This window comes from Mycobacteriales bacterium, from assembly GCA_035550055.1.
Lineage (GTDB): Bacteria > Actinomycetota > Actinomycetes > JAFAQI01 > JAFAQI01 > DASZTV01.
Window position 1 is genome coordinate 117,789 of the sequence record DASZRO010000018.1, and the last position, 12,265, is coordinate 130,053.

At 70.9% G+C, this 12,265-nt stretch carries 11 protein-coding genes; 6 read left to right on the forward strand and 5 right to left on the reverse strand.

Translation table 11 applies throughout. The features are described 5' to 3' along the window. Positions 1 to 109 precede the first annotated feature (109 nt). The 3 genes from VG899_02900 (at position 110) to VG899_02910 (ending at position 4,027) form a co-directional block, all read left to right on the forward strand. Positions 110 to 1,213 (forward strand): citrate synthase 2, encoded by a 1,104-nt coding sequence (locus tag VG899_02900; protein HWA65301.1) that lies wholly within the window; start codon positions 110 to 112, stop codon positions 1,211 to 1,213. A 130-nt stretch (positions 1,214 to 1,343) separates the two neighbouring features. Beyond that, entirely contained in the window at positions 1,344 to 2,468 is a 1,125-nt protein-coding gene (gene serC / locus VG899_02905) for a phosphoserine transaminase (GenBank protein HWA65302.1), read from the forward strand. After that, positions 2,465 to 4,027: an alpha/beta hydrolase gene (locus tag VG899_02910; GenBank protein HWA65303.1), complete on the forward strand. Its 1,563-nt coding sequence runs from the start codon at positions 2,465 to 2,467 to the stop codon at positions 4,025 to 4,027. The genes serC and VG899_02910 overlap by 4 nt, the downstream gene beginning before the upstream one ends. Positions 4,028 to 4,037: 10 nt before the next feature. Here the strand turns inward: VG899_02910 and VG899_02915 are convergent, their stop codons facing one another. Continuing rightward, positions 4,038 to 5,258 (reverse strand): hypothetical protein, encoded by a 1,221-nt coding sequence (locus VG899_02915; protein HWA65304.1) that lies wholly within the window; start codon positions 5,256 to 5,258, stop codon positions 4,038 to 4,040. 192 nt (positions 5,259 to 5,450) lie between these two features. Here VG899_02915 and yaaA point away from each other — a divergent pair, with 192 nt between their 5' ends. Together yaaA and VG899_02925 are read left to right on the forward strand one after the other, a co-directional pair. Next, the gene (gene yaaA / locus VG899_02920; GenBank protein ID HWA65305.1) at positions 5,451 to 6,230 is read left to right on the forward strand and encodes a peroxide stress protein YaaA; all 780 of its coding nucleotides are present in this window, start codon (positions 5,451 to 5,453) and stop codon (positions 6,228 to 6,230) included. A 10-nt stretch (positions 6,231 to 6,240) separates the two neighbouring features. After that, the gene (locus VG899_02925) at positions 6,241 to 6,453 is read left to right on the forward strand and encodes a DUF2530 domain-containing protein (protein ID HWA65306.1); all 213 of its coding nucleotides are present in this window, start codon (positions 6,241 to 6,243) and stop codon (positions 6,451 to 6,453) included. Here the strand turns inward: VG899_02925 and VG899_02930 are convergent. Next, positions 6,450 to 7,442, reverse strand: a complete 993-nt coding sequence (locus VG899_02930; protein HWA65307.1) for a DUF3027 domain-containing protein — start codon at positions 7,440 to 7,442, stop codon at positions 6,450 to 6,452. The two genes, VG899_02925 and VG899_02930, sit on opposite strands and share 4 nt — an antisense overlap. A gap of 16 nt (positions 7,443 to 7,458) precedes the next feature. On the opposite strand from VG899_02930, the gene VG899_02935 reads away from it, so the two are divergent. Continuing rightward, positions 7,459 to 8,817: an MFS transporter gene (locus tag VG899_02935; protein ID HWA65308.1), complete on the forward strand. Its 1,359-nt coding sequence runs from the start codon at positions 7,459 to 7,461 to the stop codon at positions 8,815 to 8,817. A gap of 4 nt (positions 8,818 to 8,821) precedes the next feature. Here the strand turns inward: VG899_02935 and VG899_02940 are convergent, their stop codons facing one another. The 3 genes from VG899_02940 to VG899_02950 all read right to left on the reverse strand — a co-directional run bounded on the left by VG899_02940 (position 8,822) and on the right by VG899_02950 (position 12,260). Beyond that, a complete protein-coding gene (locus tag VG899_02940) occupies positions 8,822 to 9,208 on the reverse strand; it encodes a cold shock domain-containing protein (GenBank protein ID HWA65309.1) in 387 nt (128 codons plus the stop codon). Positions 9,209 to 9,283: 75 nt separating this feature from the next. After that, positions 9,284 to 10,111 (reverse strand): ATP-dependent sacrificial sulfur transferase LarE, encoded by an 828-nt coding sequence (gene larE / locus VG899_02945; GenBank protein HWA65310.1) that lies wholly within the window; start codon positions 10,109 to 10,111, stop codon positions 9,284 to 9,286. A gap of 145 nt (positions 10,112 to 10,256) precedes the next feature. Then, complete coding sequence (locus tag VG899_02950; protein ID HWA65311.1) at positions 10,257 to 12,260, reverse strand: S53 family peptidase; 2,004 nt, start codon at positions 12,258 to 12,260, stop codon at positions 10,257 to 10,259. Positions 12,261 to 12,265: the final 5 nt, after the last annotated feature.

A 12,265-nucleotide genomic window follows, 5' to 3' on the forward strand; every position in this document is an offset into this window, starting at 1 on the left:
GGGCACACAGCGCCTGCACCGGTTTGTTCCTGCCCGCCATCACCGGTGCTACTCGCGAGTAGGAGAATGGGGGCAGCCCACGAGGCGACGCAACCGACAAGGAGTCGACATGGCCGACGAAACGGTCTTCAAGCCCGGACTGGAAGGCGTCATCGCCTTCGAAAGCGAGATCGCGGAGCCCGACAAGGAAGGTTCGGCGCTGCGCTACCGAGGCGTCGACATCGAAGATTTGGTCGGCCACGTGAGCTACGGCAACGTGTGGGGCCTGCTGGTCGACGGCCGGTTCGCGCCGGGCCTACCGCCCGCCGAGCCGTTCCCGGTCCCCGTCCACTCCGGCGACATCCGGGTCGACGTACAAAGCGCTCTGGCCACGTTGGCTCCGGCATGGGGGCTTCAGCAGCTGCTCGACATCGACGACGCGCAGGCGCGCGACGACCTGGCCCGCTGCTCGGTCACCGCGATGTCCTTCGTCGCCCAGTCGGCGCGTGGCCTCGGCGAGCCCATGGTGCCGCAGAAGCGGATCGACGAGGCGTCCACCGTGGTCGAGCGGTTCATGATCCGCTGGCGGGGCGAACCCGACCCGGCGCACACCAAGGCGGTCGACGCCTACTTCGTCTCGGCGGCGGAGCACGGCATGAACGCGTCCACGTTCACCGCGCGGGTCATCGCCTCCACCGGCGCCGATGCGGCCGCGTGCCTGTCCGGAGCGGTCGGGGCGCTGTCCGGTCCCCTGCACGGCGGTGCGCCCTCCCGCGTCCTGAAGATGCTCGACGAGGTGGCGGCCGAAGGCGACGCGCGTCGCTACGTGAAGCGGCTCTTGGACTCCAAGGAGCGCCTCATGGGGTTCGGCCACCGCGTCTATCGCGCCGAGGATCCGCGCGCCCGGGTGCTTCGTCGTACCGCGAAGGAGCTCGGCGCTCCCCGCGTCGAGGTCGCGGAGGCGCTCGAGAACGCCGCGCTCGCCGAGCTGCGGGAGCGCTACCCCGACCGCGTTCTCGCGACCAACGTGGAGTTCTGGTCGGCGGTCGTCCTCGACTTCGCGCAGGTGCCGGCGCACATGTTCACGTCGATGTTCACCTGCGCCCGGGTGGCCGGCTGGAGCGCCCACATCCTCGAGCAGAAGCGGACCGGCCGGCTGATCCGGCCGTCGGCGAAGTACGTCGGCCCAGCCAACCGCCCCGTCTCCGCGGTAGAAGGCGCCGACCAGCTCTAACCCAGCAACGCTCCATTGCTGGGGCTCCCTCCCCAGCAACGCTGCGTTGCCGGGGGATTGGCCGGGCAACGCTGCGTTGCTGGGGGATAACCCCACGTAATGGAGCGTTGCTGGTCAGTACCCTTGGCGGGTGACTGACGCCACTCTCGAGATTCCCGCCGACCTGCGGCCAGGCGATGGCCGTTTCGGCTCTGGCCCGACGAAGGTCCGGCCGGAGCAGCTTGCAGCCCTTGCTGCGACCGGGACGTCCTACCTCGGTACGTCGCACCGGCAGGAGACCGTGCGCTCGGTCGTTCGGCGGGTCCGAGAGGGCATCGCGACGCTGTACGACCTGCCGGACGGATACGAGGTGATCCTCGGCAACGGCGGCGCGACGATCTTCTGGGACATCGCAACCCTCTGCCTGATCGAGCGTCGCTCGCAGCACATGGCGTTCGGTGAGTTCTCGACGAAGTTCGCAAAGGCGACCGCCGCGGCACCGCACCTCGAAGAGCCCTCGGTCCTCAAGGCCGACTACGGCCACGCCCCTGACGCCTTCGCGCCGGAGGCCGGGATCGACGCCTACTGCCTGCCGCACAACGAGACCTCCACCGGCGTGATGACCAGCATCCAGCGACCCGTCGGCGCGGACGCCGGAGCGCTGATGCTGGTGGATGCGACCAGCGCCGCGGGCGGTCTTCCCGTCGACCTGACGCAGACCGATGCCTATTACTTCGCGCCGCAGAAGGGCTTCGCCTCGGACGGCGGGCTGTTCTTCGCGATCCTGTCACCCGCGGCGATCGAGCGCAGCGAGCGGCTCATCCCGCAGCGCTGGGTGCCGTCGACGCTGGACCTCGGAATCCACATCGAGCAATCGAGGCTCGAGCAGACCTACAACACACCCGCGCTCGCGACGGTGTTCCTCATGGCCGAGCAGGTCGAGTGGATGAACGCGCAGGGTGGGCTGGCCTGGGCAACCGAGCGCACTGGGGAGTCGGCGCGAATCCTCTACACGTGGGCGGACAAGGCGCCGTACGCCGAAGCCTTCGTCACCGACCCGGCGAAACGCTCGACCGTCGTCGGCACGATCCGGCTGGACGAGGCGATCGAGGCTGACAAGGTGGTCAAGGCACTGAAAGCCAACGGGATCCTCGACGTCGGCGCATACCGCGCGGCCGGGTACAACGGCCTGCGCGTCGGCATGTTCCCGGCGATCGATCCGGCAGACGTCGAAGCGCTCACCGCCTGCATCGACTGGGTGGTCGACCGGCTGTGACCCGTCGGGTACGCCTCGGCGGCATCGCCACCGCGCTGGCTGCGCTGCTGTCGGTCCTCGTCGTCGCGCTGCCACAGCCGGCAGCCGCCGCGCACCCGGCCGCCCGCCCCGCCGCCCGCCCCGCCGCGCGGAGCAAGGTGGCGAAGCTGCGCTGGGGCCTGTGCCCGTACTACCTGTACCCGGACCTGCGCCACAGCGGTGAGCAGTGCGCCCACCTCGATGTACCGCTCGACTACAGCCACCCCGGCGAAGGACACGTCACCCTCGAGCTGTCGATCCTTCGGCACACGTCTTCGCACTACAAGGGGGTGATCCTCACCAACCCGGGCGGCCCGGGTGCCCCCGGTCTCGATCTGCCGGCCTCCCTCGAACCGTTCGTGCCACACGGCGTCGGCGCGGACTACGACTGGGTCAGCTGGGACCCGCGAGGCGTCGGCGCGAGCAGCCCTGCGATGCACTGCCAGTCCAACTACTTCAAAGGCCCTCGCCGCCGCTACCAGACGACGAGCTCGAAGGTCCTGAAGTACTGGCTCGCCCGCACCAAGAAGTACGCCGCGGAGTGCGCGAAGAAGTACCCGCGGCTGATCAACAACATCTCCACCCGGGACTCCGCCCGCGACATGGATCGGATTCGCCGCGCGCTCGGCGCCAACAAGATCAGCTTCTACGGCTTCTCCTACGGCACCTATCTCGGCGAGGTCTACTCGACGCTGTTCCCGTCGCACCTGAAGTACATGGTGCTCGACAGCACTGTCGATCCCCGCCGCGTGTGGTGGGGCGCGAACCTCGACCAGGACAAGACGTTCCAGCGCAACATCGGCATCTTCTTCTCCTGGGTGGCGAGCTACGACGACGTCTACCACCTCGGCTCGACCGAGCAGGAGGTGTCCACGCGCTACAACACCGAGCTCGCCCGGCTGACCGTCAAGCCGAAGGGCGAACTGGGTCCGGACGAGTTCGCGGACGCGATCACCGAGGCCGCCTACTACCGGTTCGGGTGGACCGACCTCGCTCACGCGTGGCACCTGCTGGACGCGTCGGGCAAGCGAGCGCCGATGATCAAGCAGTACGTCGAGACCGACCAGCCCAGAAACGACAACGAGTTCGCGGTCTACTCGGCGGTGCAGTGCAGCGACGCGCACTGGCCCCGGTCATGGGCGAAGTGGGCGCGGGTCAACAAGGCGTACAACGCGAAGTACCCGTTCCTCACCTGGAACAACGCGTGGTTCAACGCACCGTGCCTGTTCTGGCACGCCCGCCAGCAGCACCCGTTGAAGATCAACGGCCACCGCACCGCGAGTGTGCTGATGGTCGACGAAACGCTCGACGCCGCGACGCCGTACTCGGGCAGTGTCGAGGTCCGCAAGCTCTACCCGCACGCGAGTCTCATCGCGGAGCCGGGCGGAATGACCCACGCCGACTCGCTGTCGGGCGACGCGTGCGTCGACGACAAGATCGCGACGTACCTGCGCAGCGGCAAGCGGCCGGTACGGCGGCCGGGCCCCGGCCCCGACGCGCGGTGCAAGCCGCTGCCCAACCCGCGCCCGCACGCCGGGTGACTCGCTTCGGCTAGCGGACCGCCAGCGTCCAGGCGAAGCTGTCGTGCCATGGCACGAACCCGTAGTACGGGCTTCCCGCCGGCAGCTGCAACCCGGACACGACCTTCGCCGCAGTCTGCAGACCAGGGCCGAGCAACCAGAGGGCACCTCGGCGTACGACGAGCATCGAGCCATCCGTCCCCCAGGTCGGCGCACTCGCCGCCTTGCCGGCCGACACCGCCGCGACCTGACCGCCCGACGACGCCGTCAGGATCCCGCCGCTGGCCTGCACCTGGTCGACGTAACTGATCCCGAAGCCGTGTTTCGGCGCGACGGCGCGATCCCGCACGAACGCCAGCCGTCCGGAGGCGCCGAACGCCGGGTCGAAGCTGACCTGCTTCGCACCCTGCGCGATAGCGCGGCAGGCCGCGACGCTGCACACGACGACGTGCTTGTGCTGCATGCTGATCTCGCGGTCGCCGCCGGCGATGAAGGCGACCTGGTTCGTCGCTGCCGATGTGGCGAGCCACTGGGAGTAGTCCAGCGCGATCCGGCCGAGCTGGCGCTGCTTGCCGTCAGCCACCGAGACGTCGACCAGTGGCAGGCCGTCCGCCGCCAGCGACGCGGAGCCTTGCGGGTCCAACCGCGCAAGAATGCCCGATCCGTCGGGCCACCAGCCGGCAACGTCGATGACCTTCTCCGTCGCGGCGGTGACGAGGCGCTTGTGGTCGGTCGCGGCGTCGATCGTGACCAGGCGGCTGTTGAAGTTGCCCGGCGAGCGGACCAGCCGGTCGCTGGCGAAGGCAAGCTGCGAACCGTCCGGCGACCAGGCGAACCCGGAGATGTCCGGTGCGGCCAGCAACCCGTCCGCCACCCCGTCCGCCGGGTCGTAGAAGCTCAGCACGTCCCGGTCGTTGCTCGGGTTCTTGGCCTGCAACGTGTACGAGACCGCGAGCCGGTCGGCGCCCGGCGACCACGCGGTCGTGACGTCGTACGCCTTCGTTCCGCGCGGGAACTCGCGGAGGACCTTCCCGCGCTGGCCGACGACGGCCACGAAGCTCGGCTCCTGCTTGTAAGGGTTGTGCTTCGGTGGCGGCGGGGTCACCACCACCGAGAGCAGCTTGCCGTCGGCCGACCACTGCGGGTCGCTTGGCTGGTTTCCGAAGCCGACGTAGTGAACCCCACTCACCGGCCCACCGATCAGGAACAGCTCATGCGCATGGATCACCGCGAGCTCCCCGTGCCCGCTCATCGCTGAGGCACTCGCGGCGGGAGGATCGGGAGCATCCCGCTGTGGCGCCGCCGAAGCGCTCAACGGCGCGATCAGACCGGCGAACGAAAGGACGACGGCGGAACCAACCAGCACACGCTTCACAACTCTCACGACGCCCGACGCTACGCCGCGGTTGTCGCAGCGCCACGTCGGGCCGGATACCGTCTCCCGGTGCTCATCCTGCTGCCGCCGAGCGAAGGCAAGGCGGCCGGTGGGTCCGAGCCGCCGGTCGATCTCGCCGGGATGTCGTGGCCCGAGCTCGCACCACATCGGCAACGCGTGCTGAGCGCCCTCGTCGCGCTCTGCAAGACCAGCCCCGCGAAGGCCCGCGCGGTGCTGGGGCTGTCGCAAGCCCTCGACGCCGACCGCGCCGCGAACGCGATCGCGGACACCTCACCCACCATGCCCGCCGGCGCGCGGTACTCCGGGGTGTTGCACGACGCGCTCGGCTACCCGACGTTGAAGATCGCGGCGCGTCGGCGAGCCGACGCCTCGCTCGTGGTCTTCTCCGGCCTGTGGGGCGCGACCCGGCCGACCGATCTGCTGCCGGCGTACCGGATCGGCATCGCCACCAAGCTGCCGAAGATCGCAGCGCTGCCGGCGTACTGGCGCACCCCGCTGCTCGACGCGCTGGATGCGGACGTCGGTGAGCAGGGTGCGCTCGACCTTCGCTCGTCCGGCTACTCGCTCATGTATCGCCCGTCGAAGGCTGCGGCCGACCGGCTCGTGACGGTCAACGTCACCGGGGCCGACGGGAAACGCGCCGCGCCGAGCTACCAGAGCAAGGTGGCCAAGGGGCGTCTCGTCCGCGCACTGCTCGAACAAGGCGAGCCGACCGCAGCGGCAGTCCCGGCGGCCGCCGAGGCGACCGGCCTCGAGCCGATCGAGACCGCGAACGGCTTCATCCTGAAGGCCCCGACCGGCTGGGGTCTGGTTGCCACGCGTCGCTAACGTTGTCGCCGTGGAGGTGGACCCGCCCAACTCCCGCGAGGTCGAGGTGACCGTCGCGGGCATCGTGGCGTGGGTGCTCGCCTTCGTGCTGCTCGCCACCGTGTTCCACCACGACCTGCAGCGCCATCACGCCACGTGGTGGCTGTGGTCGTGCCCGTGCGGCGTCGTCCTCGGCTTGTACGGGCTGCGCACCGCGCTGCGCCGACGCAACCGCGCCAGCTAAGAGCGCTCTACCTCGGCGTCGACGTCGAGCTCGATCTCGGCTGCGGTGATGGCGTCGTCGGCGGGTACCGGCTCGTCCGCGGCGTCATCGGCCGCGTCGTCGGCGGCGTCATCAGCGACCGCGTCGTCGACAACCTCGGCGACCGCGTCGTCGACAACCTCGGCGACCGCTTCGATCACCTCACCGGGCTCGGCCGGCTCGACGACGTCGTAGACCGCGTCATCGATCAGCGGCGGCGGCAGCGGCGCAGGCTCGGGCGCCACGATCGCCTCGGAGTGAGCGCCACAACCGTGGTCGACGGCGACGACCTTGCCGTCATCCGGAGCGAACGCGTTCGCGCAGGCCCCGAAGGCCGAGCGCAGTGCGCCCGACAGCGGCAGGAAGAACCCGCACGTGGCACATGCGGCCGGAGCCGAGCGCGCCACCTCCGACCGTGGGCCGGGCGCGCCGGCGTACCACCGGTCCACCGTTTCGAGCCGTCCTTCGTAGGACAGGAGCCGCTCGCGTCCCAGGCCGATCTCGAAGGCGACCATGGCCGCCTCCTCGTCCTCGGTCGAGAAGTACGCCGGCGTCAGCCGCGGGTCGTCCGGCGCCGTGGGAAGCAGGTCACCGGCCCCCATGTCGCCGGGGCGCAGCCGCTCGCTCCACGGCAGCCACGCCGGAGCCAGCACCGCTTCCGCCCCCGGAAGCAGCACCACGTCGTCGACCGTCGCCACCTTGGACCGCGACGCGCGGGCAACGGTAACCGCCCAGCGCCACCCGACGTACGCCGGATCGAGGGTCGCGAAGTAGTGGACGACGACTCGCTGCTCGTCGGGCTCGACCCCGAGATGCTCGCCGACCAGACCGGGGGCGTCCGCCTCAGCCGCCGCGCGAGCGAGGTCGACGGCTGCGGCCGCAACCTCGTCGAGCACGAGCTCGACGGCAGGAGAGGCGTCCGGCGAGTCCACAGTCTGGACGTCGTCAGGCGCCACGTCGGTTTCGGTCACGTGTTTAGTCTCGCTCATGACCACCGACGCGGGCGAATCGCAGCGTCCCGATCCGGGCCGCTTCGCCGAGCAGGATGACCGCGTCGGTCCAGCGCTCGGCCACCTGGCGCGCGCGACCGCGGCGGCGACCGGGCGCGGCGCGCGGCGGCTGCGCGAGTGGAACCGCCGCGGCGGCGCCGGCGCCTCCGGTCTTGCCGGCCTGGTCGAGACGCACGCGCTGCAGGCCGCGGGAGATGCCACCATCACGGTCGCTCTCGCCGGCTCGCTGTTCTTCTCCGTACCGACACACGAGGCCCGCAGCCGGGTCGCGCTCTACCTGCTCGTCACGATGGCACCGTTCGCCGTCGTCGCACCCGTCCTGGGACCGCTGCTCGACCGGTTGCGTCACGGCCGCCGGATCGCGCTCGCGGCAACGATGATCGCCCGCGCGATCCTGGCGATCACCATCGCTCACAGCCTCGGCTCGCACGGCCACACCTCCGTGACGCAGGCGTTGACGCTCTACCCCGCGGCGCTCGGAGTCCTCGTCGCCAGCAAGGCGTACGGCGTGACGCGCAGCGCCGCGGTCCCCCGACTGCTGCCGCCCGACATGACGCTGGTCCAGGCGAACTCGCGACTGACCCTCGCCGGGGTGGTGGCACCGAGCGTCGCGGGCTCGCTGGCTGCCGCCGTGATCAAGGTGCTCGGCCACCACGTCGAGCTCGAGCTCGGCGCGGTGATCTACGTCGTCGCGGCGGTGACCGCCTTCCGGTTGCCCCGCCGCGCCGACGGCGGCGGCAAGGCGCGTCCGGCCGGCGCCCGGCGGACGGGAATCCGGATGAACCGCGAGATCCTCGCGGCGCTGCGCACCGCTGCGGCGCTGCGCTGGCTTTCCGGGCTGCTGTTGCTGTTCGGCGCCTTCGTCGTACGCGTCCACCCGATCGGCGGGCTGTCGGCCAACATCTGTCTCGGCGAGCTCGCTCTCGGCATCGCCGCGGGTAACGTCGTCGGCACGCTCGTCGGTGCGCGCACCGCTTCCGCGGCCGGGGCCCGGCTGTCCGTCGTGCTGCTTGCGGCGACGATCGCGGTGTGCGCGTACGCCGCGCTCGCCTTCGGGGTGGTGTCGGTGTTCGCCGTCGCCTCCGTCGCGTCCGCGACCGCCGCGGTGTCGAAGCTCGCGCTCGATGCGACGATCCAGCGGCGCGTGGACGAGAACGTGCGGACGTCGACCTTCGCGCGATCCGAGACGGTGCTTCAGCTGTCCTGGGTGGTCGGCGGTGCGCTTGGCATCGTCATCCCGACCAAACCGATCGCCGGCTTCGGCCTCGCCGCCGTCGTACTCGCGGTGGCGCTGATCGCGGCGATCACCCGTCGCGGCAAGCCTGACGGCGCCTGACCGGTCAGCCTTCGAGCTCGGCCGCGATCGCCCGCATCATCTGCGCCAGGCGCGGCCCGGTTGTCTTGTCCGGGTAGCGGCCGCGACGCAGATCGGGCTGGACCTTCGCCTCGAAGAGCTTGATGAGGTCGTCGATCAGCCCGTGCAGCTCCTCGGCAGGCCGGCGCGTCGCGGCGGCAACCGACGGCAACGGGTCGAGCACCCGCACCGACAGCGCCTGCTCGCCGCGGCGACCTTCGGCGACCCCGAACTCCACCCGCGCGCCCGGCTTGAGCGTGGTCGCGTCGGGCAGCGACGAAGCGTGGACGTATACGTCGCTACCGCCGTCGTCACGGGACAGGAAGCCGAAGCCCTTGTCCGTGTCGAACCACTTCACCTTGCCCGTGGGCACCGCTGACCTCTTCGCTCGCTGTTGGCATACCCCGACCGGTACGCCCGAACAAGGCTACTTGGAATATCGAAACGGTTATTCGCCGAGCGCTTCGTTCATCGAACCGGACCGAAACCCCCTCGGGTCCACCTCCACCGACGCGAATCCGGAGACCGCCGCGAGCAGGTCGCCCCGCCGCGCGAGTGAGGCCACCATGTCGGCATCCACCTCGACGCGGGCGACGTCGCCGAGATCACGAACTCGCAGGTCCCGTACATCGAGGCCGGCCTCGCGCAGGGCGGAGCGCAGGCCGGCCTCGGCCCGCTCGACGCGGGCCAGCCGGTACGGCGAGACCTCGATCCCATAGGCGATCCGGCTCGACAGGCAGGCCGCCGCCGGCTTGTCCCAGGTCGGCAGGTCCCACGCCCGGCTGAGCTCGCGGACCTGCGGCTTGGTGAGCCCCGCGTCCAGTAGCGGGGTGACTGCGCCGCGTTCGGCCGCGGCCCGGATCCCAGGACGGAACCCGGCGACGGCGTCGTCGGCGTTGGTGCCGGTCGCGACGTACGCCAGGCCGAGGTCATCCGCCAGCGGCGTGAGCACGTCGAGCAGCTCCGCCTTGCAGAAGAAGCAACGGTCGGCGCCGTTGGCCCGGTACCCCTCGCGCGACATCTCGTCGGTGCGCGGCGTCAGGTGACGTACGCCGAGGCCGGCCGCGAAGTCCCTGGCCTGGTCGAGCTCGCTGGCCGGCAGGCTCGCCGACACCGCGGTCGCCGCCGCGACCCGGTCGGCCCCGAGCGCGCGCGCCGCGGCGGCCACCAGGAACGCGGAGTCGGCGCCCCCGCTGAAGGCGACCAGCACGCTGCCGAGCTCGGCAAGCCGCGCCTGCAGGACCTCGAGCCTCTCGCGCGATCCGGCCGAACCCACCCCGCGAGGCTATCCACCCCGCGCGGCTATCCACCCCGCGCGGCTATCCACCCCGCCGAGCCCAACGTTGTTGGTCTCTCAGGGCCGTCGAAAGACCAACAACGTTGGGCTCGGCGTTGGGGGGCGGCGTTGGGAGGGCGGGGGGTCAGGCCAGGGCGGCGACGAGGGCCGGGGCGTTCGGCGTACCGAGGCCGGTCGAGTCGTCGTAGCCGGGCAACGCCTGCAAGGTTCCGAGTACGCCGATCGTTCGCAGCGTGTAGATGACCGCGGACTTCGGGTTGTCCCCGGTCGTGTAGTCCGGCCGGACGTCGGCCAGGCGGGTCAGCGCACCGCGCTTGGCCACCGGCACCGGGTCGTAGAACAGCCGCTGCCGCTGCGCCGCGGTGCGCGAGTCGGCGTACATCGTCGGTGTCACCAGCCCGAGCCGGTGATGCGCCTCGGCGTCCGCGAGCGCCAGCAAGCCGGTGAACAGCGGCGAGGCCAGACTGGTCCCGCCGATCCGGTACTCGCCATAGCGGGTCGCGCCATCGGCGAAGCTCTGCGTCAGCCCGAGCGCGATCCCGGTGGTCGGGTCGGCGACCATCGACACGTCCGGCTCGACGCGGCCCGGCTGCATCAACCCGCCGTACGTCGCCTCGTCAGCCGGCACGATCCCGTACTGCCAGGCCGGCTCGCGGAAGATCGTGCTGTCGCCGCCGCCCCCGCCGTACATGTAGACCTTGTGCTGGTAGTCCCACTTCCCCTTGGTGAACGGGATCTTCTGCGTCCCCCAGTACGACTCGGAGACGCGCGCTCCGGTTCGCCCGATCTGCAGCGTCGTGCCGCCGACCGTGACGACCCCGGGGCTGGTGGTCGGGAAGTCCGCGACCCGATGCCCGGTGAGGGCGAGCTCGTCGCCGTCGTCACCGGAGGAGAAGGCGATCGTGACACCTTCGGCGGCGGCCTCGTTCGTGATCGCGTTGAGCACCTGTACGTCGCCGAGCACGGTGTCTTCGCTGTCATCCCCCCACGAGTTGCTCACCAGGTCGACCTTGCCGCTCTCGACGGCTTGCGCCAGCGCGAGCAGGAGGTTGTCGACGCCGACCCCGATGCCTGCGACCTCTTCGTACGGGAGGTTGGCGACGGCCGAGTAGTAGGCGATGCTCGCGTCGGGCGCCATCCCGTGAACCGCTTCGATGTCGAGGGTCTCCTCACCGGCCCAACCCTGTCCGTCGAGGATCGGTACGCCGAGCAACGACAGCTCCGGCAGGCTCGACTCACCGGGGAAGGTGTGCTGCGTGAGCTGGCCGGGCCGCAACCGCGGCAGCCCCATCCGCTGCGACCACGTGTCGACGTCGGACTCGACGGTCGGCGAGGCGTAGGCGTCGACGATCCCGACGGTGACGCCGCGGCCGGTCGAGTGCACCTGGTTCACGCCGTACGCCGAACGGATCTGGCCCATCGTGTAGCCGCAGACCGCGTACGGCGCGTGCCGGCCCTGGTAGGAGGGCAGCGTCGAGGCGACCTTCTGCCCGTAGTAGCGCGAGCACGGATGCGCGTTGATGTACCCCGTCGGTGGTGACGCGTCCGACACCGCCGGGGTCTGCGCGAGCCCGACCACTGTCGCCGCGAGCGGCCGCAGCGCAGTGGGCATCGTCGGCTGCGACAGCGGCGCGCGCAGCAGGCGGCCGGCGACGTCGAACAGGCCGAAGGTCGTGGCGAACACCTTCCCGACCAGCGCGGACGTGGCGTGTGCCGTGATCAGCGTGCCGCCGGGCGTCGTGTTGTCGATCGTGAACCCCGCGTGCCGCAGCCAGGTCCGCGCCGCGGCCGTCTCGGCCGGCGCCGGTCCGAACCGGCGGGCGAACTCGGCGCGGGTCAGGAAGTGCCGGTACGACGCCGACGTCGGGTCGCTGACCGCCGCGTCGAAGCGCCGCAACGCGGCCGGATGACGACCCTTCAGCAGCACCGAGAACTGCACCAGCGCGTCCGGCGACTCGAGCTTCGCCGGCAGGACGTCTCGCGCCCACGCCGGGATCGCCTCGATCACCGACGCGAGGCTCCGCACCGGTTGCGCGGTCGGGCCAGCGGCGAGCGCCGGCGCTTCCAGGGCGGTGACCGCGAGTACTGCGGCGGCCGCGGCGAGGCGCAGGGTCGACCCGGTCTTCACCCCGC

Bases quoted from the DNA above. Each gene is read 5' to 3' on its own strand.
- VG899_02900 (HWA65301.1), top strand. From the start codon at position 110: ATGGCCGACGAAACGGTCTTCAAGCCCGGACTGGAAGGCGTCATCGCC.
- VG899_02915 (HWA65304.1), bottom strand. From the start codon at position 5,258: ATGAGCGGGCACGGGGAGCTCGCGGTGATCCATGCGCATGAGCTGTTC.
- VG899_02935 (HWA65308.1), top strand. From the start codon at position 7,459: ATGACCACCGACGCGGGCGAATCGCAGCGTCCCGATCCGGGCCGCTTC.